Origin of the sequence: Streptomyces sp. NPDC051105 (genome assembly GCF_040682795.1) — a bacterium.
Lineage (GTDB): Bacteria > Actinomycetota > Actinomycetes > Streptomycetales > Streptomycetaceae > Streptomyces.
On sequence record NZ_JBFBBR010000017.1, the window covers coordinates 134,971 to 160,710 of the forward strand.

Sequence of the window (25,740 nt, forward strand, 5' to 3'; positions counted from 1 at the left end):
GCCTCACCCGCTATCACGCACCAACTCGTTACAACCGGTTCAGTTGGACCGTGACGGCGAGGTCAGCCCACAGGGTGGCGTACAAGAAGTCGGCGTCCCGGAACAGCTCCTGGTTGATCCGCTCGTAGCGCTTGCCCATCCCGATGTGGGCCTCGTTCTCGGCCTGGGTGATGGAGAGCAGGTCGTCCACCGGGTCGGTGACGTGGGCGTCGATGAGGCCGTACTGGTAGCTGTTCATCTCGTGGACGTGATCACGGATACGTGCCCGGGGATCGTTGCTGCGGCCGATCTTGATGCGGGGAATGGGCCCGGCGATCTCCAGAACGTACAGCCGGTGTCCCTTGGCGCCCGTGCTGGCCAGGACGTCGCGGACACGGGTCAGGACCCTTTGCTGATGGCGTCGGACTGCGGGCGGCAGCGGAGCCTCCGCCCCGGTCAGCAGGATCGCTTCGGCCTCCTCCTTGGTCTGCTGGAATGGAGGCGGGGCGGGAATGGGCAGCGGTATGAACGGCTGGAGGGGCGTGGACGGCGGTATCGTCACCCGCTCATCCTGCCCGGTCCGGGTGGGCATCGGCAGCCATATGACGGTGATTAGCTCCCTCGGACCTGGCGGGTCACCGCACTCGCGGGCCACGGTCTCGGCGGCCGCGTGGGCGTCGGCGGCCCGGTGCTCGGCGTCCTGGGCAGGGTAGCGGGATGACTCGCAGCCGGTCGCGTCGACAAGCCGGTGTAGCAGCGCGGCCCGCGTGTCCAGAGTGCAGACGGGCGACGGCACTGGCGGTTGCGCCTCGACGCGGTCGGGCTGCATCAACGTCCTCACTCAGAGTAATTGTCAATACCCGTGGATCTGAGCTGCTTTCATGCTGATGTGGGCTTGCGGGCGAGGATCTGGATCCCCGTTGACTCGTGCCCGTTCATGGTGGGCACCGTGGTGGTCCGGGTGTCGACGTTCTGGAACTCGGTGAGCAGGGTGGAGAACCATTCGCGGGGGTGGTGGCGGCAGACCGCACCGTCGCCGGTTTCGAACACGCCATAGCTGCCGTAGTGATCAGCGTGGCGGCCGTAACGGCTGCGGTTGCGTTCGTCGTCCTGCAGCAGAAGATCGCTGATGTAGAGCATCCCGCCGGGCTTGAGGATGCGGTTCAGCTCGGCGATCAGTCGGTGCTGGGCTTCATCGCCGGGAATGCAGGTCAGCACCGCGAAGAGCAGAACGGCGTCGAAGCCTGCGTCCGGACAGGGCGAGGCCGGTGGTGCGTCCAGCGCGGCAAAGCGCATGGTGGGGTGCAGGCGGCGTGCCCGACTGATCATTGCCGGTGAGGCGTCGACGCCCGTGAGGTGGTCGAAGCCGTGCTGTTCGAGCTCTTTCATGATGCGGCCGTAGCCGCATCCGTAGTCGAGGATCGCGGCGTGCCTGCTGAGACCGTCGAACCAGGGCAGGTGGAGCGGGTGGGTGAATGTCTTGGTGGCCGCGGCGGCGTCCCAGTAGGGAACCTGGCTGTCGAGGTCGGACACGGCAGATGCCTCTCTGGGTGCTTGGCTGAGGCCGGTCATGCTGCCAGGGCGGCAGGGCGTTCGACGAGTTGGCCGCGTTCGAAGCAGGCTCCGGCACGGACGAGGGCGACGAGGTGGGGCGCTTTCACCGCCCGCCACCGCTGCTGGGCGGACTCGACGACCTCGAAGACCATGGCGGGGGCGGCGGTGCGGGAGCCGGCGCCGTGGGTGACCTTCCTTGACGGCCAAGGCCCTGAGCCAATCAGCCCCAAGATGTCCGAGTTCAACGGAGCGTAGTCAGCACCAAGTCAGCACGGGACAGGTGAAGACGGGGTGATGACGTGGGCCTTTGGTCAGCACCAAACCAGCACGGGAATCAGCACCGCACCGTCAAATCACCCTGAACTGCGCGTCCCGGAGGGGCACTCGTTTCGACACCATCGATCCCCTGAACCGCCTTCCCACGAGCCGGCATGGTGGCCGCACGCATAGCGAACCCTCGAACTATGTTGCCCCGCCACATGTGCGCCTGACCTGCGGATTCCTACGGTGTGGCGACACGCAAACGTCCCCGTCACACCCCAGGAAGTGGTGCCGATGTCGTCGCCCGCAGCCGCTCCACCAGCCCCCGCCAGCCTCAAGCGCATCGTCGCCGCGTCCCTCATCGGCACCACCATCGAGTGGTACGACTTCTTCCTGTACGGATCCGCGGCCGCACTCGTCTTCAACAAGCTGTTCTTCCCCGGGTCCGACCCGCTCGTCGGCACGCTGCTGTCGTTCCTGACCTACGCCGTCGGGTTCGCCGCCCGGCCGCTCGGGGCGCTGGTGTTCGGGCACTACGGGGACCGCCTCGGGCGCAAGCGGCTGCTGGTGCTCAGTCTGTTGCTGATGGGTGGCGCGACCTTCGCCATCGGACTGCTGCCGACGCATGCGACGGTCGGCAGCGCCGCACCCGTGCTGCTGACCCTCCTGCGGCTGGTGCAGGGGTTCGCGCTCGGCGGTGAGTGGGGCGGCGCCGTCCTGCTGGTGTCCGAGCACGGGGACGCGCGTCGGCGCGGGTTCTGGGCGTCGTGGCCGCAGACCGGTGCGCCGGCCGGACAGTTGCTCGCGACCGGTGTGCTCTCGCTGCTCACCGCCGTGCTGTCGGACGCCGCCTTCGTGAGCTGGGGCTGGCGGATCCCGTTCCTGCTCTCCGGTGTCCTGGTCGTCGTCGGACTGTGGGTCCGCCTGTCCGTCGACGAATCACCCGTGTTCCGCGAGGCGGTGGCGCGGTCCGAGGCCCGGCGCGGTGCCGGGACACCCGAACCGCCGCCGCTCGTCTCGGTGTTGCGGCACCACTGGCGTGATGTGCTGGTGGCGATGGGCGCGCGGATGGCGGAGAACATCAGCTACTACGTCATCACCGCCTTCATCCTCGTGTACGCCACCACGTCCGCCGACGTCTCCAAGCAGACCGCCCTGAACGCCGTGCTCATCGGTTCCGCCGTGCACTTCGCCGTGATCCCGGCGTGGGGCGCGCTGTCCGACCGGGTCGGACGGCGGCCCGTCTATCTGCTGGGCGCGGCCGGGATCGGGCTGTGGATGTTCCCGTTCTTCGCCCTGGTCGACACCGGGCGGTTCGGATACCTGGTGCTGGCGGTGACCGTCGGTCTGGTGCTGCACGGCGCCATGTACGCGCCCCAGGCCGCCTTCTTCTCCGAGATGTTCGCGACCCGGATGCGCTACTCCGGCGCCTCCGTCGGCGCCCAGTTCGCCTCCGTCGCCGCCGGGGCACCGGCCCCCCTGATCGCCACCGCGCTCCTGTCCGCCTACGGCGGTTCGACCCCGATCGCGCTGTATGTGATCGCGGCCTGCCTGCTCACCCTGGTCGCGGTGGCCGCTGCGAAGGAGACCCGGCGGCGGGACCTGACCGACGACGGCACCGGGACCGTCACGGCGAGCAGCAGGGCCGACGCACACACCGGGTGAGCATGCGCCGCTGGTCCCCGGGGATCAGCGGCTCTCCGGCGACGCCGCCAACCGGTGCAGGCGCAGTGCCAGTTGGATCTCCAGGACCCGTGCGGGGCTCTGCCAGTCGTCGCCGAGGAGGCGGGCCACGCGCTCCAGCCGCTGGGCCACCGTGTTCACATGGACATGGAGATCGTCCTTCGTGCGGGCCGGGCTCATCCCGGAGGCGAAGTAGGCCTCGAGGGTGCGCAGCAGTTCCGTGCCGCGTCGTGTGTCATACGCGACGACAGGGCCGATGGTGCGTTCGACGAATCCGGTGACGTCCCGTTCGCCGGCGAGGAGCAGGCCAAGGAAGCCGAAGTCCTCGGCGGCGGCGCCGTCCCCGCCCCGGCCGAGGAGGTGGATCGCGTCGAGGCAGCGGCGGCCCTCGGCATAGCCGGCGGCCACCGTCTCAGGCCGGACGGCGAGGTCGGCGACGGGCGCGGAGGCCCCGACGGTCACCGGCTGGTGAACGGCGGTGCCGAGCTGGCGGGCGGTGCGCCGGGCCAGGTCGGCGGCGGTGTCGCCGGGGTCCAGCGGCAGCAGCAGGACGGTGCCGCCGTCACGGGCCGCGGCCAGGCCGTGCCGGGTGGTGGCGAGGTGGGAGGCGGCCGACCAGAGCCGGCGGCGGGCGGCCGCCGCCTCCTCGGCACCGGCCGCCGGGCTGCCCAGCCGGGCGGCGAGCACGACATGGGTGGCGTCGAGGTCGGCGTGCAACCGGGCGGCGCGGTCGAGTAGTTGACGCGGATCACGGTCGCGCGCGTCGAGGAGGTCGTCCAACAGCTCGCCGCGCACCCGTTGTTCGGCCTCTGCGGCGGAGCGGCGGGCCAGCAGGAGCAGCGAGGTGACCATCGCGGCACGTTCCAGGGTGCGCTGGTCGACGGGGTCGAGGCCGGGGTGGCCGCGCAGTACCAGCGCGCCGAGCAGTTCGCCGCCGGCGGCGACCGCGGCGATCCAGTCGTCGCCGTGCCGGACCGCGTGCCCTTCCGTGCGCGAGGTCGCCAGCGAGCGGGCGTCGGCGGTGTCGGTGAATTCGACGGTGCCGCCGAGGACTTGGGAGACGGCGGCGGCCACGTCATGGACTCCGCCGCCGCGCAGCACGAGTTCGGCGAGCCGGTCGTGGACGTCCGAGGCCCGTTCGATGACCGCGCTGCGGTCCTTGATGATCTCGTTGGCCCGCTCCAGGCCGGCCATGGCCGCACGGGTCTCCGTGAGCAGGTTCGCCCCGTCGATGGCGGCCGCGGCCAGCGCGGCGAAGGAGCCGAGCAGTGCGATCTGCCCCCGTTCGAAGACGCGCGCCCGCCGGTCCGCCGCGAACAGCACGCCGATGACGTGCGGCCCCAGCATGAGTGGCACCCCGAGGATGGCGACCAGGCCCTCGTCGCGCACCCCGGCGTCGATGGTGAGGGTGTGCTGGAAGCGGTCGTCCCTGAAGTAGTCGTCGGTGACGTAGGGCCGCGCGGTCTGTGCGACGAGCCCGCCGAGCCCCTCCCCCATGCCGAGCCGCAGCTGCTGGAAGCGGGCCGCGACGGAGCCCTCGGTGACCCGCATGTAGGTGTCACCGCGGGCCGGGTCGTTGAGGCTCAGGTAGGCGACGTCCGTGCCGAGCAGGGAGCGGGCGCGCTGGACGATCGCCTGGAGTACGGCGTCCACGTCCCGCAGTCCCGCCAGGTCGTGCGCGGTCTCGAAGAGCGCGGACAGCTCCGCCTCGCGCCGCCGTCTGCCCTCCAGTTCGGTGCGGACCCGCAGCGCGAGGAGTCTGGCCCGCTCCAGTTCGGCGATCATCTCGGGCGGCCGGCCTTCGGCACGGGCGACCAGCAGCGGCTGCTCGTACGCCTCCGCCGAGGCGCCCCTGGCCAGCAGTTCGAGGTACGCCGAATCGGCGCCGGAGACCAGCTCGGCACCCTCGGCGAGGGCGCCGACCGGTTCTGCCGGGGCCGGCCACCTGGCGGACTGCACATGATTGCGCGACATGGTCACAGGATTCCGCATCGTCGCCGCGGTCCGTCGGCCCTGTGGAAAACTCGCGGGCCGGTGGCCGCCCGGCCCTTCAGTGGGCTGTCCAGCCGCCATCGAGCACCAGCGAGGTGCCCGTGACGAAGGACGCCTGGGGGCCGCAGAGATAGGCCACGGCCTCGGCGACCTCCTCCGGTTCGACGAGCCGTTTCACGGCGGTGTCCGTCAGGAGCACCTCGGACAGCACCCGTTCCTCGGGAATGCCGTGGGCCCGGGCCTGGTCGGCGAGCTGCTTCTCGACCAGTGGGGTGCGCACATAGCCGGGGTTCACACAGTTCGAGGTCACGCCATGGGGTGCGCCCTCAAGGGCGGCCGTCTTGGAGAGTCCCTCCAGACCGTGTTTGGCGGCCACATAGGCGGACTTGAAGGCGGAGGCGCGCAGTCCATGGACGGAGGACACATTGACGATCCGCCCCCAGCCCTGCCCGTACATATGCGGCAGCGCACCCCGGATGAGCCGGAACGGGGCCTCCAGCATCACCGTCAGCACGGTGTGGAAGACGTCCGGCGGAAACTCCTCGATGGGGCGCACCAATTGGATGCCGGCGTTGTTGACGAGGACGTCGGTTCCGGCGGCGGCGCGCTCGGCCGCGTCCAGGTCGGTGAGGTCGAGGACGTATGGCTCGACACCACCGCCCCCCGGGCCGACGACCCGTCCGGCCGCCTCCGTCAGTTCGGCCAGTCCGGCCGCGTCCCGGTCCATGGCTCTCACCTCGGCTCCGGCGGCCGCGAGGCGCAGCGCGCAGGCACGGCCTATGCCGCCGGCGGCACCGGTGACCAGGGCGGTACGGCCCCGCAGGTCGAGAGCGGGCGGGTGGGGGCCGGAGAGGGCGCTGGGCGAACTCATGATCCGACCCTAAGCGGCCCTCCCCCGGGACCACATAGGGTCAGCGCACATACTTCAGCTGAAAGCCGTAGCGTCGAACCATGTGGGTGCATCCGACATGGCCTGCTTGATCCGGAACACACCGAACTCGTTCAGCTCCGGCAGGGCGTCCACGTCGAACCAGGCCACCTCCAGCGACTCGTCGTCGTTGACGCGGGCCTCGCCGCCGACGGCCCGGCAGCGGAAGGTGATGTCCATGTACTGGCAGACATCGCCGTTCGGGTAGGTGACGGGGTTCAGCGCCTGGACCAGGACCACCCGCTCGGCGACACAGCGCACCGCCGTCTCCTCGAAGACCTCCCGCACGGCGCAGGCCGCGGGCTGTTCCCCGGGATCCGGGATGCCACCGATGACCGACCACTTGCGGGTATCGGTCCGACGGCCCAGGAGCACTCTGCCCTCGTCGTCGAAGACGATGGCGGTGATCCCGGGCAGCCACAGCAGCTGGTGGCCGGCGGAGGCCCGGATCGCATGGATGAAGTCAGGAGTGGCCATGCGCCGACCCTAACCGCCCGGTTCCCCCGAACCGGCCGAAACCACGGGGCGTACAGCGGGCGTACGGCTACGCGTCACCGGTGCGCCGGGAGCGCAGCCCCGACCCGATCGCCCAGCCGATCCCACCCGCCGCGACCAGCACCAGCGCGATCTCGGGCAGGATGCCCAGCTTGGTCGCGGGGGTCTCGGAGGTGCGCAGCGGCACCTTCTGGACCAGGTAGGCGGGCACGAACATGCCGGTCTTCTGGGTGATCTTCCCGTCCGGCATGATGATCGCGCTGACGCCGCTGGTCACCGGCACGGTGACGGTCCGGCTGTGCTCGACGGCGCGGATCCGGGACATGGCGAGCTGCTGGTAGGTCATCTCGCTGCGGTCGAACGTGGCGTTGTTGCTCGGCACGGAGATCATCTCGGCGCCGTGCGTCACGGTGTCCCGCACGTCCCAGTCGAAGGCGGCCTCGTAGCAGGTGGCGAGGCCGACCTTGGTGCCGTCGATGTCGAACACTCCGGGCTTGGAGCCCCGGCTGAAGTCCTGCCGGACCATGCTGGTCCAGTTCTTGTTGATGGCGCCGACCAGACCGCGCAACGGGAGGTACTCGCCGAAGGGCTGGATCTGCCGCTTGTCGTACGTCGCCGTCGGGCCCTTGACCGGGTCCCACAGGATCTGCTCGTTGAGGAGTTTGCCGCCCCGCTCGACGACCCCGCCGACCGAGACGGGCACGCCCATCGCCGTGGCGGCCTCGTCGATCACGGCGGCCGCGTCGGCGTCGGCGAACGGGTCGACGTCGGAGGAGTTCTCCGGCCACAGCACGAAGTCCGGCTTGGCGACCTTGCCCGCCTTGACGTCGGCGGCCAGCTTGAGCGTCTCCTTCACGTGGTAGTCGAGCACGGCCTGCCGCTGGGCCGCGAATTCCAGGCCGGCCCGCGGCACATTGCCCTGAATGACCGCGACGGTGACGGAGCCGTCCTCCGCCTGGTCGCTCACCAGCGCGCGGGCGGCGACCGCGCCCACCACGGGGACGGCCACACTCAGCAGGGCCGCGGTCGCCGCCCCGCGCCGGATCTCACGCGTGCGACGCCCCTGGACCGTCAGGCGCACCACCTCGTACAGACCGAATCCGCACAGGACGACCGCGAAGCCGAGCACGGGGGTGCCGCCCACCGCGGCGAGCGGCAGGAAGACGCCCTCCGCCTGACCGAAGGCGATCTTGCCCCAGGGGAAGCCGCTGAACGGTACACGCGCGCGTGCCGCCTCACCGGCGATCCACACGGCGGCCGCCCACACCGGCCAGGCCGGCAGTCTGGAAACGGCGGCGACGCCCACACCGACCAGGGCTACGAAGATCGCCTCGACGGCCACCAGCGCGAGCCACGGCCCGGGACCGACCTCGACGCCGGTCCACACCAGCAGGGGCAGCAGGAAGCCGAGTCCGAAGAGATAGCCGAGGCCGAGGGCCGCCTTCCAGGTGCGACCGCGCAGCACCCACCCGAATCCGGCGAAGGCGGGCAGGGCCAGCCACCACAGGGTGCGCGGTGGGAAGCTGACGTAGAGCAGCACTCCGCTGAGCGCGGAGGCGGCGGCCGGGACCAGACGGCGCAGCAGCCGCAAGCCGCGTTCGCGGGGCTCGAGGCGCGGTGTGAGCTGGCCCGACTGGTCGACGGAAGTTGCGGTGGCGGTCACTCCGGGAGTGTACGGCGGCCGACTGTGCGGCCGACAGCGCGGTCTCGGCACACAGGAATCACACCGTTCCCGCGCAAGTCGTCCACAAAGCGGGCATCACCGGTTACGGTGAGCCGAGGCGGGCGGCGGGGCCTGCCACAGGTCGGGGGACCGGGTACGGGGGGCGACGGTGGGGTCGACCGGGATGATGTCCGCTGCCGGGACGGACGCGGACAACGACAGACGAAACGTTTCTGATGCGGTGGGCGTCGTGGTGCTCGGGGCGTGCGCCGTATGGCCGCTGCTCTCGGCGGCCGGGCGGGACGGACGGCCCGAGGGCGTGCTGCTGGCGGTGCTCGCCGTGGCCGCTGGCTATGCGGCGGGCCGGATGTCGGGGGCGCTGTGGCCGGTGGCCGCGCCCTGCGTCGGCGCGCTGGCCGGGCTGGCCCTGGCGGCGGCGACGCCCGAGGTGGCCGCGGGCCCTCAGTTCACGACACCGCTCGGCCATGCCGGTGCCGTCGCGGCGCTGCTGATCCTCGCGACGGGTGGCGTGTGCTGTGCCGCCTGGGCGACATCGGTTCCGGCGCTGCGGTTCGGACTGCGGGCGCTGGCCGCCGGGATCGCGGTGACCGGGGCGGCCACGGGCTCGGCGATGGGGTGCGCGGCCAGTGCCGCAGTACTGCTGTGCTCCCTGGCCGCCGGCCGGCTGCGCCGTCGGGGCCCGGTCGTCGCGGGGCTGGCCCTGGCGGCCACGGTGGTGACCGGCACGGTCTGGGCGGTCGCCGCGAACGTCCTGCCCGGCGGCCTCACCACCGCCCTGTCGGACCACCTCACCGAGCGCCGCGTCCAGTTGTGGCGGGACGCCCTGCATCTCGCCCGCCACAACAGCGCCCTGGGCGTCGGCCCCGGGCGGTTCGGCGAGCTGAGCGGCACCGCGTCCGAGGTCCTGCTGCCCGACGGCAAGCCGCACTCCGCTCCGCTCCAGCAGGCCGCCGAACAGGGGCTGCTCGGTGTCCTCCTGCTGGCCGCCGCGTTCTGCTGGATCCTCTACGCCCTGTGGCGCTCGGCACGCTCCACGCCGGTCGTGCTCACCGCGGGCGCGGCGCTCACGGCACTGGCCGCGGTCGCCGCGGTCGGCGACGCGCTGAGTTTCACGACGGTGTCGGCGGGCGCGGGCCTGCTGGCGGGCCTGGCGACGGCGCGGCCATGGGTGGCAGGTGTCCCACAGAGCTGAAACCGACCAGAGCTGAAACCGACCAGAGCTGACCCGCCCAGAGCTCAAACCGACCAGAGCTGACCCGCCCAGAGCCGAAGCCGAAGTCCAGCCGACGTCCAGCCGAAGTCCAGCCGAAGTTCAGCCGACGTCCAACCGACGTCCAACCGACGTCCATATGTCCCGCGCCCATGTGTCCGAGCCACATAGCCCCGTCGGCTACTTCAGTGCGCGGTACCGGGTGTGATGGTCCGCAGGCGTTCCCTGATGACCCGGACCGCCGACTCGGCGTTGTCCACGGTGATCGTGAACGTGTGGCCGTCCCACAGCCGCAGGACGATCCCCTCGCCGCGGCGGACGACGACGGCCGTGCCCTTCTCGGGCCGCCAGCGATAACCCCAGCCGCCCCAGTGACGTGGGGTGATCTGCGCGGTGAAGTCGGCGCCGACCACATGGGAGAGCGGGATACGACGGCGCGGTACCCCTATATGGCCGCACCGGACTTCAAGGCACTCCTTGTCGAGCTTCAGGTCGACATGCACGAAGGCGAGGGTGCCGAAGAGGACCAGCAGTCCGGCGGCGATGCAGCCCACGACAGCCATCACCAGCGGAGCGATCCCCGAGGTCCAGGCGGAGTCCACGGCCAGTTCGACGCCGAGCGCCATACAGGCGGCGCCGACCAGCGCCAGCAGCCACTGGACCCGGTTGGTGGCGCGCCCTGTCCAGACATCCGGGTGCGAGGCGTCCTTCGCGTCCAGGGGGCGGTCGTGGGGGTGGTCCCTCATACCTACGAGATTACTCAGGTTTCGCTGCGCGGGCACCGCGTTGCGGAGGGTGACTGCTCAGATCGACGGTTTCCGCGCGCTGGAGGGCTCACTGGGACGCGGCGGGGCTGGCCGTTCGCAGCAGGCGCGCCTCGGCGTAGCCGAGCGCGGCCTCGGGGAGCTCGCCCTCGCGGCCGTTGAGCAGCACCGTCACCGTGCCGGTGGCGGGTGCGTCGGGGGCGGGCCGCGCACCGGCCCGGCGCAGCGCCTGGGCGGCCACCGCTCTGGCGGAGCCGTGCAGGACGACGGGCGCGCCGCCGGGACGCTGCACGGCGGCGCGGATACGTTCCGCCAGAAGTTCGTAATGGGTGCAGCCCAGGACGACGGCCCTTACATCGTCGGGCGTGAGCTCGGCCGCCGCGCTCACGGCGGCGTCGACGGCCGCCTCGTCGGCGTGCTCCACGGCCTCGGCGAGTCCCCAGCAGGGCACCTCGGTGACCGGCACGCCGTCGGCGAACGACTCGATCAGCCCCCGCTGGTACGCGCTGCCGGTGGTCGCGGGGGTCGCCCAGATCGCGACCGGGCCGCCGGCTGCCACGGCCGGCTTGATCGCCGGGACGGTGCCGATGACGGGGATGCCGGGTTCCAGGCGGGCGCGCAGTGCGGGCAGGGAGTGCACGGTCGCCGTGTTGCAGCCGACGATCAGCGCGTCGGGGCGGCGGGCGGCCGCGGCCTCGGCGACCGCCAGGGCGCGCTCGGTGATGCCCTCGGGGGTACGTGGCCCCCAGGGCATGCCCTCGGGGTCGAAGGAGAGGACGAGATCCGCGTCGGGGCGCAGTCGCCGTACCGCTGCGGTGGCCGCCAGCAGGCCGATGCCGGAGTCGATGAGCGCGATCTTCACCCGGCCACGATAGACGATGGGCCGTTGGGAGCAGGCCCGATGGGGCAGACTGCGCGCGTGAGCGTCTTCACGTGGACCGCCGCCGTATCCCTGGCCGCCTGGCTGTGGCTGCTGCTCTGCCAGGGCTTCTTCTGGCGCACCGACGTCCGGCTGCCGCCCCGGCACGATCCCGGTGGATGGCCGGATGTGTGCGTGGTCGTGCCGGCCCGGGACGAGGCGGCCGTACTGCCCCTGAGTCTGCCGTCGCTGCTGGCGCAGGACTATCCGGGGCGGGCCGAGGTGTTCCTGGTCGACGACGGCAGTACGGACGGCACCGGGGAGCTGGCCCGGGAGCTGGCCGCGCGCCACCGGGGGCTGCCGCTGGCCGTGGCCTCGCCCGGCGAGCCGCCGGCGGGCTGGACGGGCAAGCTGTGGGCGGTACGGCACGGCATCTCTCTGGCACGCGCGCGTGACCCCGAGTATCTGCTGCTGACGGACGCGGACATCGCACACGAGCCGGATAGCCTGCGGCTGCTGGTGGCGTCCGCGCGCGCCGGGGGCTTCGACGTGGTCTCGCAGATGGCGCGGCTGCGGGTGGCGAGCCGGTGGGAGCGGCTCGTGGTCCCCGCGTTCGTCTACTTCTTCGCCCAGCTCTACCCGTTCCGCCGGATCGGGCGGAAGGGCTCGCGGACGGCGGCAGCGGCGGGCGGCTGTGTGCTGCTGCGCGCCGACACGGCGGAGAAGGCGCGCATCCCGGACGCGATCCGGCACGCCGTGATCGACGACGTGGCGCTCGCCCGCGCGGTGAAAGGGTCCGGCGGCCACATCTGGCTGGGGCTCGCGGACCGGGTGGACAGCGTGCGGCCCTATCCCCGCCTGCACGACCTGTGGCGGATGGTCTCCCGCAGCGCGTACGCGCAACTGCGGCACAACCCGCTGCTGCTCCTCGGTACGGTGGTAGGTCTCGCGCTGGTGTACCTGGTGCCCCCGGCGGCGGTGCTGGCGGGTGCGGTCACCGGCAGCCCGGCGGCCGCGCTCCTCGGTGCGGCGGCCTGGCTGGTGATGACCGCGACGTACCTGCCGATGCTCCGCTACTACCGGCAGCCGCCGTGGCTCGCCCCCCTGTTGCCGTTCACCGCGTTCCTCTATCTCCTGATGACGGTCGACTCGGCGGTGCAGCACTACCGCGGGCGTGGGGCGGCCTGGAAGGGCCGTACGTACGCGCGTCCCGACACCGTGGCCGACGAGGGCTGACCGCCGCCCGCACGGTCACTTGCGGCCGGGCGTCCAGTTCATGCCCCAGCCGTAGGCGCGGTCGACGGTCCGCTGTGGGCTCACCCCGCGTTCCGGGACCAGATAGCGCGCCTCGCGCTGCACGACCAGGTCGCCGCCGGTGTTGGTGAGCAGGGCGAGCGCGCACACGGTCGAGGGGACCGTGCACTCGTCCAGGGAGAAGTCGATCGGGGCGCCGTGCTGGGGCTGGAGGGTGACGGTGGCGTGCAGGTCGGCGAAGGACCTGGCGCCCTGGTAGATGGTCACGAAGATCAGGACGCGCCGGAAGTCCTGTTTGTGATCGAGGTTGACGGTGAGGTTCTCGCCGCTCGCCACGGCACCCGTACGGTCGTCGCCGTCGAGGTGGATGTACGGCGGCCTGCCGAGCGAGCCGAAGGCGTTGCCCAGCGCCTGGACGACGCCCTTGCGACCGTCGGCGAGTTCGTACAGGGCGCACAGGTCGAGATCGAGGTCGGACCCGCCGCGCCGACCGCCCCAGCCCGGAGACTCCTTGCTGACCTGCCAGTTGAGGTTGACGCGCATCGTGCCCGAGGTGCCGCCCTGTTTGGCCAGGGAGACGGAGGGTGCCGCCTTGGTGAGCGTCACCTTGGACAGGCGCACCGGCGGGGGCGGCGGGACGGGCAGGCCGCTGGTGGTCGGCGCCGGGGGCTGTGGGAAGGGAAGTCCGGCGGGCGGCGGGGGTACGGGGGCGGCGAGGGGCGCGGTCACCGTGGGCGTGACGGCCGGGGCGGTCGGGGGGACGGGCGGGGACGCAGGGTGCTGCGGCTCGTCCACCGTGATCCCGAAGTCGGTGGCGAGTCCTTCGAGCCCGCTGCTGTAGCCCTGTCCCACGGCACGGAATTTCCAGCCGCCCTGGCGCCGGTACAACTCCCCGAGGACGAAAGCGGTTTCCACCGTGGCGCCGTCACTGTCGAACCGGGCGAGCTCATTCCCGTCCGCCGCGTCCCGGACCTCGATGTAGAGACCGGGGACCTGGCCGAACGTGCCGCCGTCGGCCGAGGCCGCCAGGACGATCTTCTCGATCGGGGCCTCCACGCGCGCGAGGTCGACGAAAAGGGTGTCCTTGACCTGGTCGCCGGAGCGCCGTTTACCCTCGTGGCAAACCGCGCCCGAGGCGTGCGCGGGCTGGTTGTAGAAGACGAAGTCGCCGTCGGAGCGCACTTTTCCGGCGACCAGCAGCAGCGCCGAGGCGTCCGCGTCGGGGGCACCGGGACCGGAGCGCCAGCCCAATTCGACACGCAGCGCCGTGGTCGGCACCGGCGTATTGGATCCTTTCGGCATTGTCATGTCCGCCCCCATCGCGTGTCGGCACGCCGGGCACACCCGGCGGGTCCCAGATCATCCCTACCCGCACAACCTATTCCCGGGGACAGGGAAGTCCCATCAGCGGCACAGGAAGATCCCTGTCCAACCGACGGTAACCAGCGCGGAACTCGGCCTTTACACGATCAGAACGTTGATTGCCGTCCTTTTTTGCCGAGTTCGCTCGGATTGGGGATCCGGCGTCACTGCCGACGCGGAAAACAACCCTCTTATCGGTCTCCCCAACCAGCACATCGTGGGCTTAACTTATGTGCCATGACCTCCCCCCGCTCCACCTATGGCGGCGGCTACTACTCCGCCTCCTTCCCGGACACTCCGATCTACGACTCCCTCGTGGCCGAGCGGGGCACCCCGCAGATCGCCCCGATCCGGGTTCCCCCCGCCTACGACGCGCCCAGCAGTCTGAACCTGCCCGCGCTCCCGTCGGCGCTGCCCGCCCTCCCGGCGGGCCCCTCCCAGCAGGCCCCCGGCTACGGCTACCCGCAGATGCAGCAGCCCGCTCCGCTGCAGCAGGCGCCCACGGCGTACATCCCCCAGCAGGCGACGGCACCGCGCGGCTACCCCGGACAGCAGCAGCCGCAGCAGCCGCGCCCGATGATGGGCGGCACCGGGTACGAGGCGATGCGCCCGGCGGCTCCGCGCCCCGCGCCGACGGCTCCGTACCAGGAGCCGTACAACAACCAGCAACAGCAGCAGCAGTACCGCGGCTACTGATCGGCATCCCCTGATGTCCGTGCCGTCCGGCACGCTGGCGTCATGGGGATCGCCGAACAACGGTCGGTGCACGTTCACCCGGTCAAGGCGCTCCGGGGCCTCTCGCCCCGGCAGGCCGTCGTGGAGCCCTGGGGGCCGGCCGGTGACCGCCGCTGGGCTCTGATCGACGACGGGGGAAGGGTCGTCACCCGGCGCGCCCAGCCGCGTCTCGCACCGGCCGCCGCCGAGCCGCTGTCCGGTGGCGGCATGCGTCCGCCCCGCCCGGGCAGGCTCCGCCGGAGCAGCCGGCGACCGCGGTGCCGGCGGTCGTCCATGGCACAAGAAAGAAGCGGCGCTCCCGGCCCGGGCCACGCACGCGTGATGCGACAACCACCTGGGAACCGGCACCCGCCGCGTCCGCAGGGACGCCCCCGCCGCCCGGCCGGGCCGGCCTACGCGCTGCCGGGCGAGACCGTGCGCCTCACTGGGACGGCTGTCCCCCCGCTGAACACCGCACAGGCTCCGCTCGACGCCCGCGACTCCCTCATGGCGCGCGACGATCACGCCGACGTGGGCCCGCTCCCCGTCAACCTCCCCCGAGCCGCCTACGACTTCGGCTCGAGTGATCTCCGCCTTCACGGGAACCCAAGGCCTCGGCCCGGTCGTTGGGGTCGTGAGAAGTTCCTGAGAGCCCTGGCCGGGGTGATTTCGCTCTCTCTTCGGCCGGGCTCGCGGGTGAACGGCTCGGGCGGGGGTTATCACGGAGCGGAAGGGGGGTGGTGGACGGTGCGAGCGATCCGCGGCCTGTGGCGCTGGCGGCGCAATCCGCTGCGCCGCGCGACCGACCTGGTCGAGGCCTGGGTGGCCCTGGTGGCACTGCTGTTGATCGTGGTGGCCGCGCCGGTGCTCGGCTCACTCGTCGGCGCCACGGCCCAGGACACCCTCCAGCGGTCCGTGCGGCAGCAGCACCACGACCGGCATCTGGTCACCGCCACCGTCGTACGGAAGCTGAGCGGCTCCCTGGCCGAGCCCGACCCGGACGCCACCAGCGCCCACGACCCCCGCAGCCGCGTCCTCGCAGACTGGACCGCACCGGACGGCACCCGGCAGCACGGCGCGGCCCTGACGGTCCTCAAGTCACCGCACAAGGGCGACCACTTCGGCATCTGGACGGACCGGCACGGCCTGCTGACGGCGCGCCCGCTGGACTCCGCCACCGCGACGACCCACGCCGTGCTGGCCGGGTTCGGCGCGACCCTGCTCACCGCGGGTCTGGTCGAGAGCGCCAGACGAATGATCGTCTGGCGTATGGTCCGGCGCAGATACGCGCGTTGGGACCAGGCCTGGGACCGGGCGGGCCCGGACTGGGGCAAGGCCGGCACCGGCAGCTGAGGGCCTTTGTCTCTCTGGTCAATGCACCACCTCGGCGCACGCTACGGTGGACCGGCCGAAGCGCATTCGGTATCGACCCGCGCGCGAGCGGACCGCAGGGGCCGGACATCCTCCGAGGTGGCCGACCCGAAGGCGAGCAAGCGATCTGTACGACGAGGTGGGGGCTCAGCAACGCCATGGCACAGGGCACGGTCCAGGTGACGCACACCGGCACATCAAGGTGGCGGCGCCGCACGGGTGAGTACGCGTCGCTCGCCGCCGCCCTGGAGGCCGCCGCAGACGGCGACGTCCTGACGGTCGCGCCCGGCACCTACCGGGAGAACCTCGTCGTCCAGCGCGCGGTGACGCTGCGCGGCCCGGAGGGCTCCCCCGGCTCGGTGCGCATCGCGCCCGCGGACGGGGTGCCGCTGACGGTGCGGGCCTCGGCGGTCGTACAGGACCTGCACGTCGAGGGCCAGGACGCGGCCGCGCCCGCGCTGCTCGTCGAGGAGGGCACGCCCGAGCTGCTGGACGTGCGGATCGTCACCCGCTCCGCCGCCGGCATCGAGGTGCGCGGCGGGGCGCGGCCGACCGTGCGGCGCTGCACCGTGGACAACCCGGCCGGCATCGGAATCGCCGTACTCGACGGCGGCGGTGGGGTGTTCGAGGAGTGTGAGGTCGTCGCGGCCGGTCAGGCGGGCGTGGCGGTGCGCGGCGGCGGCCACCCCCGGCTGGAGCGCTGCCGGATCCACCACGCCTCGGGCACGGGGATGACGGCGACCGGCGAGAACTCCTCGCTGGAGGCCATGGGGTGCGAGATCTACGAGGTGCGCGGCTCCGGTGTGCAGGTCACCGCGCGTGCCACGGCGCACCTCACCGACTGCGATGTGCACCGCACCACCGCCGACGGCGTGACGCTCGACACCGACGCGGTGCTCACCCTCGCCGACTGTCGTATCCACGACATCCCGGAGAACGCGGTCGACCTGCGTTCGCGCTCGGTACTGACGCTGACACGCACGACCGTGCGCCAGTTCGGGCGCAACGGGCTGTCGGTATGGGACCCGGGCACCCGCGTGGACGCCAACCAGTGCGAGATCTTCGACAGCACGGGCGACTACCCGGCGGTGTGGGTGAGCGACGGCGCCACCGCCGTCCTGGACTCCTGCCGGGTGCACGACGTGCCGGACGCGCTGTTCGTGCTGGACCGCGGCTCACGCGCGGACGTCGTCGACAGCGACCTCTCCCAGGTGCGCAACACGGCGGTGTCGGTGAGCGACGGGGCGACCGCACAGCTGGACGACTGCCGGATCCGGGACGCGGCCACCGGCGCCTGGTTCCGCGATCACGGCAGCGGCGGCACCCTCAACAACTGCACGGTGGACGGCACCCAGACCGGAGTGATCGTCACCAAGGGCGCCGACCCCACCATCGAGCGCTGCACGGTGGACTCCCCGGCCGAGGCGGGCTTCTACGTGTCGGCCGGCGGCCGCGGCACCTTCCAGAACTGCCGGGTCACCGGCAGCGCCGGCTACGGGTTCCATGTGATCGACGGCTGCCGTACGACGCTGCGCAAGTGCCGCACGGAACGGTGCGCGCGGGGAGGTTACGAGTTCGCGGACGGCGGCCCGGACGCGGGCTCGGGCACCGGCCCGGTGGTGGAGGACTGCACCAGCGACGAGAGCGGCAGCCTGCGGCCGCCCCCGGCGCACGAGCCGGCCGTGCAGACCGCACACCAGACCCCCGGCCTGCTGGGCGCGATCCCCGGCCAGCGCAGCACCGAGCAGGAACCGCTCCTCGCCCCCGCGGCGCCCCAGGAGCCGGCCCGCACTTCCCAGGCCGTGCTCGGTGAACTCGACGCGCTGGTCGGCCTGGAGAGCGTCAAGCGCGAGGTGCGTGCGCTGACCGACATGATCGAGGTCGGCCGGCGCCGCCAGCAGGCCGGTCTGAAGGCCGCCTCGGTCAAGCGGCACCTGGTCTTCACCGGCTCTCCCGGCACCGGCAAGACGACGGTCGCCCGGCTCTACGGCGAGATCCTCGCCTCCCTCGGGGTGCTGGAGAAGGGCCATCTGGTCGAGGTGTCCCGGGTCGACCTGGTCGGCGAGCACATCGGCTCCACGGCGATCCGCACCCAGGAGGCCTTCCAACGGGCGCACGGCGGTGTGCTGTTCATCGACGAGGCGTACGCGCTGTCGCCGGAGGACGCCGGGCGGGACTTCGGCAAGGAGGCCATCGACACGCTGGTGAAGCTGATGGAGGACCACCGGGACGCCGTGGTGGTGATCGTCGCCGGTTACACGGAGGAGATGGAGCGCTTCCTTTCGGTCAACCCCGGGGTGGCGTCCCGGTTCTCCCGGACCATCACCTTCAGTGACTACGGCCCGGACGAACTGCTGCGGATCGTGGAACAGCAGGCCGACGAGCACGAGTACCGGCTGGCGCCCGGCGCCTTCGAGGCGCTGCGGACGTACTTCACGGTGCTCCCCAAGGGCCCCGCGTTCGGCAACGGCCGCACCGCCCGGCAGACCTTCGAGGCGATGGTCGAACGGCATGCGAGCCGGGTCGCCCAGCTCACCGACCCGAGCACCGACGACCTCACCCTGCTGTACGCGGAGGACCTCCCCGAACTCGGCTGATCAGCCCCCCGGTTGCGGGCGCTGCCCGAGCAGTTCCGGGCGCAGCCGCGCCAGCAGTCTTTCCCGTTCCTCGGCGAAGACCGGGTCCGCCTGGTAGTCGGAGTGGCCCAGGATCGGGGCCGGAAGCGGGTGCCCCGGGGTGCGTCCGTAGGCGAGGGGGTCCTTCAGAGGGGTGTGGTCGACCGCCGGGCCGCCGTCGCCGGGGATCCGTACGGGGCCGCCGATGGGGTCGGTGAGGCGGTAGAGGTTGCGCCAGCAGGCGACCTCGCGGTGCAGGAAGCCGAGTTCGGCCGGACCGAAGTGGGCGGGGAACCAGCGGCCGTACAGGCGCTCCAGCGGGGAGCCGTACGTCAGCAGGGCGACGCGCTTGCGGACCGACGGGGTCAGTTGCCAGGCCGCCGCGGCCGCGAGGACGCTGCCCTGGGAGTGGCCGGAGATGACCAGCCGGCCGCCGGTGCCGCGGGTCCAGGTGTCCATGCGCCAGGTCAGGTCGGGAACCGCGCGCTCGGCGTAGCACGGCGGGGCGAAGGGGTGGGCGGCGCGCGGCCAGAAGGTGCCGACGTCCCAGAGGATGCCGATGGTGCGCCGGGCGGAGGCGTCCTTGTAGGCGCGCCGGCCCCAGGTGACGAAGAGTATGAAGCCGAGCCCGACCAGCCAGGAGCCCAGCGCCTGGGAGGCCTGGGCCGCGCCGTGCACCAGGGCGTGAGTCCGGTCGGCGGCCGCGTCCGGGGTCTTCCCGGTGGCGAGCGCGCCCACCAGCGCCCCGGCGCCCAGCACCAGCGTGGCCGCGCAGAGCACGGTGATGACGAACGGCGTCCGGTCGGTGAGGGCGGCCATGGCACGGACCCCGGCGATACGGCGGGTGCGTGCGGTGTCCTCCGGCTCGCTGGCGTGGTCGAGGCCGACGGCGGCGCGTTCGGCGTGACCGAGCCGCGAGGTGCGCCAGGAGAGCCAGGCGACCGCGGCGCACAGCACCACGAGGACGGGCGGGATCACCGAGGCCTGCCAGGTCAGCAGTACCGGCGGCCCGGCGAGTGAGGTTCCGGTGCCGTCCAGCCAGTCGGAGACCCGCTGGGCGACCCCGGCCGAGATCACCCCGCCCAGCGCGCAGGCGAGCAGCGCGACCGCGGGGCCGCCCAGACCGCGCATCGCGGCACGCGGATCGGGCAGCCGGCGGTGCAGGTCGTGGGCGACGACCCCGAGGACGACCACCAGCACGCCCTGGGCCAGGACCAGGCCGCCGAAGGCGGGATCCCCGGCGAGCCGCCCCACGGAGCGCCATCCCGGCCGGGACCAGCCGGCGTACAGCGCGACGAGGCTCAGCAGGGCGAGCGCGCCGAGCGGCAGGCGTCGTACCAGATGCCGGTCGAGTTCCTGGTCGAGGAGGTTCTCGCTGCGGCCCCGGCGGCAGACCACCCACACCACGGCGACCGCCAGGGCGGCCAGTGCACCGGACAGCAGCCACCCAGCCGCGTCGAGTACGGCAGGTCCGCCGGCCCGGCGGTCGAAGGCGGCCGGCGGTGCGAGGACCGCGGCGGCGACCGTGAGCAGGCCCGCCGTGGTGTGGGCGGCGCGCAGCCGGGCCACCAGCCGGCGCCCGTACCAGAAGCCGGGGCTGCCGAGGGAGGTGTGCCCGGGCTCGGCGTCGTGGGCCAGGGGCCGGGTGGACTCGTAGGCGCTCCAGGTGCGGTGCGAGAGGTACCAGAGCAGGCCGGTCAGCGCGGTGGGCACCAGGGCGGCCAGGGCGAGCCGGCGGCCGGGGGCGCTCCACCAGCCGCCGTCGGGGCCGCCGGGTGAGAGGAAACCGAGCCAGGAGTGCCGGCGGGCGCAGGCGGTGACGCCCGCGCACTGCCAGGCGGCCAGATCCAGGGCGACCTCGCAGGCGGCCGCGACCAGCAGCACCGTCAGGGTGAGGCCGACGAGCCGGACCAGCAGGCCGTAGAAGCGGACGGTGCGCGGCCGATCCTGGGCGGCGGGGCGCATCCAGTGGGCGAGGTTGACCACCATGAACGGCAGGAGCAGCAGCCACAGGGCGCGGGAGGCGTTGCCGGAGGTGAGGTTGCACCAGACGTACGCCTCGGGCACCGGGCGGTCGCGGTAGTCGCCGGGCCGGGACTCCGCGTCGACATCCTCGGCGCGCCGGAAGACGGCGGCCGTGTCGTCGCCGGTGATCCGCACCGTGCGCGGATCACCGAGCATCTTCTCCGGCGTGCTGCCGCCGACACCGTGCACCAGCAGTTCCAGGTCGATCTCCGGTACGGCGGACAGCCCGACCGAGTCGGTCTCCCCACCGATGAGCCGCTGGACGGACCCGCCCTGCTCGCCCGTCGTCCGCCCGACCGGACCGGTCGTCTGCACCACGACCCGCTCGCCGGGACCGGCGGAGTCGGCCACCAGCCGCTCGACCGGACCGGCAGTCTCGGCCGCTAACCGCTCGACCGGACCGGCAGTCTCGGCCGCAAACCGCTCGACCGGACCGGCAGTCTCGGCCGCAAACCGCTCGACCGGACCGGCAGTCTCGGCCACCAGCCGCTCGGCCGGGTCGGTCCGCGGGGCACCGGGCGGCTGGGCGGGTGCGGTCTCCGTCGCCGGCGGCCGCTCCGCGAGGTCGCCGGCGGTACGTTCCTGCGCGCGTTCCACTCTTCTCGCACTTCCCCCGTGACGCGCCGATGGTCTGTGTCCGTGCGGATCTCAGGATCTCCGATTCCGGTGTGACGCACACCACTCGCCACGGAATCTCCCCGTTGTGTGTGACACCCGGTGGAACACGGGGTGACCGAATGACATGTGCGCACCGACACAGGGAGTGGCGCAACCGGCGTGGTCCCGTGAAAGGATGGGGCGCCCACGCACCGGAGCCGGGCGGAATGTCCTGGTCGGAACCGGTACGCAGGGCGTGTCGGACGGCTTGAGGCGAGAGGACCGGAGCGTACGTGAGCGAGAACCAGAACCTCCTCGCGGAGCAGCGCCGCGCCCTGATCCTGGACGAGGTCCGGCGCCGGGGCGGCGTTCGGGTCAACGAGCTGACCCGCAAGCTCGGAGTCTCGGACATGACCGTACGCCGGGACCTGGACGCGCTGGCGCGGCAGGGCGTGCTGGAGAAGGTGCACGGCGGCGCGGTACCGGTGGTCGAGGCGAGCACGCACGAGCCGGGGTTCGAGGCCAAGTCGGGGCTGGAGCTGACCGCCAAGGAGGACATCGCCCGGGCCGCCGCCGAACTGGTCGTACCGGGGACGGCGATCGCCCTGTCCGGGGGTACGACGACGTACGCGCTGGCCCATCAGCTTCTGGAGGTCCCCGATCTGACCGTGGTGACGAACTCGGTGCGGGTCGCGGACGTCTTCCACGCGGCACAGCGGGTCTCCGGGCAGCGGCAGGGCGCGGCGACCGTCGTCCTGACCGGCGGGGTGCGCACCCCGTCCGACTCGCTGGTCGGCCCGGTGGCGGACCAGGCGATCGGGGCACTCCACTTCGACCTGCTGTTCCTCGGCGTGCACGGCATATCGGTGGAGGCCGGCCTGTCCACGCCCAACCTCGCGGAGGCGGAGACCAACCGCCGCCTGGTGCAGTCGGCCCGGCGGGTCGTGGTGGTCGCCGACCACACCAAGTGGGGCACGGTGGGCCTGAGTTCGTTCGCCAAGCTGGAGCAGGTCGACACACTGGTGACGGACGCCGGGCTGCCGGCCGCGGCGCGTGCGGAGATCTCCGAACACCTGCGCCGCCTGGTGGTGGCGGGCGAAACCGACTGAGGGTGCAGACAGCTGACGAGCCGTCAGTTACCTTTTCGGGGCAGCGTCTCACGAGGAGGCCGGCCCGATGGCTCACCAACTGCGCCCGGTGGAAATCGACTTCGTCGAGACCGCACCCGTACGGCTCGTGTTCGGGCGGGAGGTGACGACGGCGCCGGAGGCGGTCTTCCGGTCCCTGGCGGAGGACGTGCCGGGCTGGTCGCAGTGGCTCACCGGGGTGAAGTCGGCCCGTCGGACGGAGCACGGCCGTGAAGTGCGGCTCCGGGGCGGCGTGCGCTTCGAGGAGACGGTGCTCGCGTCAAAGGCGCCCGAGGTGTACGCCTACCGGGTGGACGTGGCGAACGTACCGGGCGCGAGGGCATGGCTGGAGGAGTGGCGCCTCATGCCGTCCGGCACCGGGACGCGGGTGCGGATGACGTTCGCACTGGACGGTACGGCCCCGTTCCGGGCGATGTGCCGACTGGCGGCGCCAGGCATGGGCCGGGCGATCCGCGAGGGGATACGGGCCTTGGAGAGAAGGCTGTGAACGCCGCGGTCCAAAGGCGCCCGCCGCGTCGGGCGGCCCGCAGCACGCCCGTTCATTCCGGCCACACCCCGGTCGCCAGCAGAGCCTCGATCGCAGCCGTACAGGGAGCGATGTCCAGCCCCTGCTCCCCCAGCCAGGAATCCGAGTAGTACTTGTCGAGATACCGGTCCCCCGGATCGCACAGCAGCGTCACCACACTCCCCGTGCGCCCTGCCGCCACCATCTCCGACACGATCTTCAGCGCACTCCACAGCCCGGTCCCGGTGGAACCGCCCGCCTTCCGGCCGATCGCCCGCTCCAGCGCCCGCACCGCGGCCACGCTCGCCGCGTCCGGCACCTTCATCATCCGGTCGATGGCCCCGGGCACGAAACTGGGCTCCATCCGTGGCCGGCCGATGCCCTCGATCCGGGACCCGCAGTCGCAGGTGACGTCCGGATCGCCGGTGGTCCAGCCCTCGAAGAAGCAGGAGTTCTCGGGGTCGGCGACACAGATCCGGGTATCGCGCTGGGTGTAGTGGACATAGCGCGCGAGGGTCGCGGACGTACCGCCGGTCCCTGCCGTGGCGACGATCCACGCCGGCTCCGGGAACCGCTCCAACTCCATCTGGCGGAAGATGGATTCGGCGATGTTGTTGTTGCCGCGCCAGTCCGTGGCCCGTTCGGCGTAGGTGAACTGGTCCATGTAGTGGCCGCCGGTCTCCCCCGCGAGGCGCGCGGACTCCTCGTACATCTTGCGGGAGTCGTCCACGAAGTGGCACTGCCCACCGTGGAACTCGATGAGCCGGCACTTCTCGGAGCTGGTCGTGCGTGGCATGACGGCGATGAAGGGGACGCCGATCAGCTTGGCGAAGTACGCCTCGGAGACCGCCGTCGAGCCACTGGACGCCTCGATCACGGGGCGGCCCGGCCGGATCCAGCCATTGCACAGACCGTAGAGGAAGAGCGAGCGGGCCAGCCGGTGCTTGAGGCTTCCTGTGGGATGGGTCGACTCGTCCTTGAGGTAGAGATCGATGCCCCACGCCTCGGGCAGCGGGAAGCGCAGCAGATGGGTGTCCGCCGAGCGGTTCGCATCCGCCTGGACCTTGCGGACGGCTTCTTTGAGCCAGTCGCGGTACCCGGTGTCGGTGTGGTCGACGTCGAGGGTGGCGCCGGTGCGGATCTGCGGGGTGGTGCTCACGGCGGGCTCCTTACGCTGGGCGCCGACGGCGTTCGAGCGCGGCCGACACACCGATCATAAACACCTTTCACACGGCTTCTCACCTGCATAAACGCATCTTTTAGCGCCTCAAAGGCCCCCTGTGGCACGGTGACTCAAACCCTTCCGGGGCGCATTGCCTCGAATGCTCCGGGCGCCCCCTGCCCGGCGGCCCGTGCGTACTGGTGCTCCTCGTCGAGGGCGGGCAGACTGCCACCGGACGGGACGAACGTCCCGAACGGGGGCGCACACTGGATCACGACGCGAGCCGGAGCGCGCCGGCCAGGGCCACAAGCTCGCGGGCCGGTGACCGAGGTACTCGAAAAGGGGCGGGGCAGGATGGCGGAGCCGGAGTTCACGGCGAAGGGCGTGCGGATCGACAAGCGGCTGCGTTCGCTCACCCGGGCCGGGCAGGTCCGGATAAGCGACGGCAGGCTGCAGCTGCTGACCAGCTACGGCAGTGAGATCGACAGCGCGCCCGTGCAGGCGGTACGGGCCTCGAAGCCATGGTTCGCGTCGGAGGACCGGGCCCTGGCCGACCTGAACGGCCAGCGCTACTCCCTCACTCTGGGCGACCACGATCCGGCGCCGGGCGAGCCCGGGCCGCCCGCGGCGCGCCGCTTCATCGAGGCGGTACGGCGGGCCGCCGGGCGTGACCGCTGAACCACGGCGAGTTGCGGGACCGTGCGCACGGGGTCACGCTTGTCTCACGTCACTCTGGGTTTACCGGCGATAACGCTGCGAAGCAGCCCGCCGGCCACGACAGCAGGCGGCCCCCTGGACGGCGGCGCCCGCTGGATCCGTTCTCCGTGTTCTTCCGGACCTCACGTCGGGGAGTCGCAGTCGTGATCGAACACCCAAGCAGACACTGCTCGGTGGAGCTCCAAGCCCTGCCCGCGCGGATCGGACAGATCCGCAGAATCGTATCTGCACAGTTGCGCTACTGGCAGCTGGACCCGTTGATAGACCGGGCCGCGCTCGGTGTGACCGAGTTGCTGACCAACGTCCACCGACACGCCCAGCCCGACAAGAACTGCACCGTGGAGATCGAGCTCCAGCTCGACCGGCTCACGGTGTCGGTCCGCGACCACGATCCCCGTCTGCCGGTGGTCGAGGACGGGACGGACGTCGCACCGATGGCCACCTGCGGCCGGGGCCTGGCGATGGTGGCCGCGGTCAGCGAGAGCTGGGGAGTACGGCCGCACGACGACGGCAAGGTCGTGTGGTTCACCCTGCCCACGCCGACCGCCACACCGAAGGCGGCCCACCCGCAGCGCCATACGGCCGAGCCGGCGACCCGGCATGTCGTCGCGGCGGGGCCGGTGGCCGCCGGTGCGCCCGCTGCCGGGCATGCGACCGTCGGCGCCACCGCCACGGAACAAGTCGGCATCGGCGCCACCGCTGCCGCACTCACGGCCTCCGGTCCGTCCCCCGCCGTACCCGCGGCCATCGGCGCCACCGCCACCGAACAAGTCGGCATCGGCGCCACCGCTGCCGCACTCACGGCCTCCGGTCCGTCCCCCGCCGTACCCGCGGCCATCGGCGCCACCGCCACCGAACAAG

General features: G+C 72.1%; 20 protein-coding genes and 3 pseudogenes. 11 read left to right on the plus strand and 12 right to left on the minus strand.

Going from position 1 to position 25,740, the window contains the following annotated elements; translation table 11 throughout:
• Window positions 1-28 precede the first annotated feature (28 nt).
• The 3 genes and pseudogenes from AB0N16_RS33855 to AB0N16_RS33865 form a co-directional block, all read right to left on the minus strand.
• Window positions 29-808 carry a GIY-YIG nuclease family protein gene (locus AB0N16_RS33855; RefSeq protein ID WP_365803462.1) on the minus strand — a complete coding sequence of 260 codons (780 nt, stop codon included), beginning with the start codon at window positions 806-808 and terminating at the stop codon, window positions 29-31.
• Between the two features lie 50 nt (window positions 809-858).
• Window positions 859-1,512 (minus strand): class I SAM-dependent methyltransferase, encoded by a 654-nt coding sequence (locus AB0N16_RS33860; RefSeq protein ID WP_365803464.1) that lies wholly within the window; start codon window positions 1,510-1,512, stop codon window positions 859-861.
• A gap of 35 nt (window positions 1,513-1,547) precedes the next feature.
• Window positions 1,548-1,727, minus strand: a pseudogene (locus AB0N16_RS33865) (IS256 family transposase); the annotation flags it as partial.
• 361 nt (window positions 1,728-2,088) lie between these two features.
• Between AB0N16_RS33865 and AB0N16_RS33870 the strand changes: the two are divergent.
• The gene (locus AB0N16_RS33870) at window positions 2,089-3,459 is read left to right on the plus strand and encodes an MFS transporter (RefSeq protein WP_365803466.1); all 1,371 of its coding nucleotides are present in this window, start codon (window positions 2,089-2,091) and stop codon (window positions 3,457-3,459) included.
• Between the two features lie 24 nt (window positions 3,460-3,483).
• Here AB0N16_RS33870 and AB0N16_RS33875 read toward each other — a convergent pair whose 3' ends face one another.
• The 4 genes from AB0N16_RS33875 to lnt form a co-directional block, all read right to left on the minus strand.
• Window positions 3,484-5,451: a GAF domain-containing protein gene (locus AB0N16_RS33875; RefSeq protein WP_365803468.1), complete on the minus strand. Its 1,968-nt coding sequence runs from the start codon at window positions 5,449-5,451 to the stop codon at window positions 3,484-3,486.
• A 76-nt stretch (window positions 5,452-5,527) separates the two neighbouring features.
• Complete coding sequence (locus AB0N16_RS33880) at window positions 5,528-6,340, minus strand: 3-hydroxybutyrate dehydrogenase (protein ID WP_365803470.1); 813 nt, start codon at window positions 6,338-6,340, stop codon at window positions 5,528-5,530.
• 54 nt (window positions 6,341-6,394) lie between these two features.
• On the minus strand, window positions 6,395-6,874 hold the full coding sequence (locus AB0N16_RS33885) for an NUDIX domain-containing protein (RefSeq protein WP_365803472.1): 480 nt from the start codon (window positions 6,872-6,874) through the stop codon (window positions 6,395-6,397).
• A 67-nt stretch (window positions 6,875-6,941) separates the two neighbouring features.
• On the minus strand, window positions 6,942-8,555 hold the full coding sequence (gene lnt, locus AB0N16_RS33890) for an apolipoprotein N-acyltransferase (protein ID WP_365803474.1): 1,614 nt from the start codon (window positions 8,553-8,555) through the stop codon (window positions 6,942-6,944).
• A 184-nt stretch (window positions 8,556-8,739) separates the two neighbouring features.
• Between lnt and AB0N16_RS33895 the strand changes: the two genes are divergently transcribed.
• The gene (locus AB0N16_RS33895) at window positions 8,740-9,768 is read left to right on the plus strand and encodes an O-antigen ligase family protein (RefSeq protein WP_365803476.1); all 1,029 of its coding nucleotides are present in this window, start codon (window positions 8,740-8,742) and stop codon (window positions 9,766-9,768) included.
• 203 nt (window positions 9,769-9,971) lie between these two features.
• On the opposite strand, the gene AB0N16_RS33900 is transcribed toward AB0N16_RS33895, so the two are convergent.
• Window positions 9,972-10,532: a hypothetical protein gene (locus tag AB0N16_RS33900; protein ID WP_365803478.1), complete on the minus strand. Its 561-nt coding sequence runs from the start codon at window positions 10,530-10,532 to the stop codon at window positions 9,972-9,974.
• Between the two features lie 88 nt (window positions 10,533-10,620).
• Window positions 10,621-11,412: an aspartate/glutamate racemase family protein gene (locus AB0N16_RS33905; RefSeq protein WP_365803480.1), complete on the minus strand. Its 792-nt coding sequence runs from the start codon at window positions 11,410-11,412 to the stop codon at window positions 10,621-10,623.
• A 39-nt stretch (window positions 11,413-11,451) separates the two neighbouring features.
• Here AB0N16_RS33905 and AB0N16_RS33910 point away from each other — a divergent pair, with 39 nt between their 5' ends.
• The gene (locus AB0N16_RS33910; RefSeq protein ID WP_365803482.1) at window positions 11,452-12,645 is read left to right on the plus strand and encodes a glycosyltransferase; all 1,194 of its coding nucleotides are present in this window, start codon (window positions 11,452-11,454) and stop codon (window positions 12,643-12,645) included.
• Window positions 12,646-12,660: 15 nt separating this feature from the next.
• On the opposite strand, the gene AB0N16_RS33915 is transcribed toward AB0N16_RS33910, so the two are convergent.
• Window positions 12,661-13,965: a TerD family protein gene (locus AB0N16_RS33915; RefSeq protein WP_365803601.1), complete on the minus strand. Its 1,305-nt coding sequence runs from the start codon at window positions 13,963-13,965 to the stop codon at window positions 12,661-12,663.
• Window positions 13,966-14,262: 297 nt separating this feature from the next.
• On the opposite strand from AB0N16_RS33915, the gene AB0N16_RS33920 reads away from it, so the two are divergent.
• The 4 genes and pseudogenes from AB0N16_RS33920 to AB0N16_RS33935 all read left to right on the plus strand — a co-directional run bounded on the left by AB0N16_RS33920 (window position 14,263) and on the right by AB0N16_RS33935 (window position 18,707).
• The gene (locus AB0N16_RS33920; RefSeq protein WP_365803484.1) at window positions 14,263-14,721 is read left to right on the plus strand and encodes a DUF6643 family protein; all 459 of its coding nucleotides are present in this window, start codon (window positions 14,263-14,265) and stop codon (window positions 14,719-14,721) included.
• A gap of 42 nt (window positions 14,722-14,763) precedes the next feature.
• Window positions 14,764-14,961: pseudogene (locus AB0N16_RS33925) on the plus strand (MOSC N-terminal beta barrel domain-containing protein); the annotation flags it as partial.
• A gap of 525 nt (window positions 14,962-15,486) precedes the next feature.
• The gene (locus tag AB0N16_RS33930) at window positions 15,487-16,092 is read left to right on the plus strand and encodes a hypothetical protein (protein WP_365803603.1); all 606 of its coding nucleotides are present in this window, start codon (window positions 15,487-15,489) and stop codon (window positions 16,090-16,092) included.
• 176 nt (window positions 16,093-16,268) lie between these two features.
• A complete protein-coding gene (locus tag AB0N16_RS33935) occupies window positions 16,269-18,707 on the plus strand; it encodes a right-handed parallel beta-helix repeat-containing protein (RefSeq protein ID WP_365803486.1) in 2,439 nt (812 codons plus the stop codon).
• Here the strand turns inward: AB0N16_RS33935 and AB0N16_RS33940 are convergent, their stop codons facing one another.
• Window positions 18,708-21,002, minus strand: a complete 2,295-nt coding sequence (locus AB0N16_RS33940; protein WP_365803605.1) for a hypothetical protein — start codon at window positions 21,000-21,002, stop codon at window positions 18,708-18,710.
• Between the two features lie 638 nt (window positions 21,003-21,640).
• On the opposite strand from AB0N16_RS33940, the gene AB0N16_RS33945 reads away from it, so the two are divergent.
• Both AB0N16_RS33945 and AB0N16_RS33950 read left to right on the plus strand, forming a co-directional pair.
• Complete coding sequence (locus tag AB0N16_RS33945; RefSeq protein ID WP_351712876.1) at window positions 21,641-22,456, plus strand: DeoR/GlpR family DNA-binding transcription regulator; 816 nt, start codon at window positions 21,641-21,643, stop codon at window positions 22,454-22,456.
• 67 nt (window positions 22,457-22,523) lie between these two features.
• Window positions 22,524-22,982, plus strand: coding sequence for an SRPBCC family protein (locus tag AB0N16_RS33950; RefSeq protein ID WP_365803488.1), 459 nt, complete (start codon window positions 22,524-22,526; stop codon window positions 22,980-22,982).
• A 52-nt stretch (window positions 22,983-23,034) separates the two neighbouring features.
• Here the strand turns inward: AB0N16_RS33950 and AB0N16_RS33955 are convergent, their stop codons facing one another.
• Window positions 23,035-24,159, minus strand: coding sequence for a PLP-dependent cysteine synthase family protein (locus tag AB0N16_RS33955; protein ID WP_365803490.1), 1,125 nt, complete (start codon window positions 24,157-24,159; stop codon window positions 23,035-23,037).
• A 357-nt stretch (window positions 24,160-24,516) separates the two neighbouring features.
• Between AB0N16_RS33955 and AB0N16_RS33960 the strand changes: the two genes are divergently transcribed.
• On the plus strand, window positions 24,517-24,840 hold the full coding sequence (locus AB0N16_RS33960; protein ID WP_351742676.1) for a hypothetical protein: 324 nt from the start codon (window positions 24,517-24,519) through the stop codon (window positions 24,838-24,840).
• Between the two features lie 182 nt (window positions 24,841-25,022).
• Window positions 25,023-25,427: pseudogene (locus tag AB0N16_RS33965) on the plus strand (ATP-binding protein); the annotation flags it as partial.
• Window positions 25,428-25,740 lie beyond the last annotated feature (313 nt).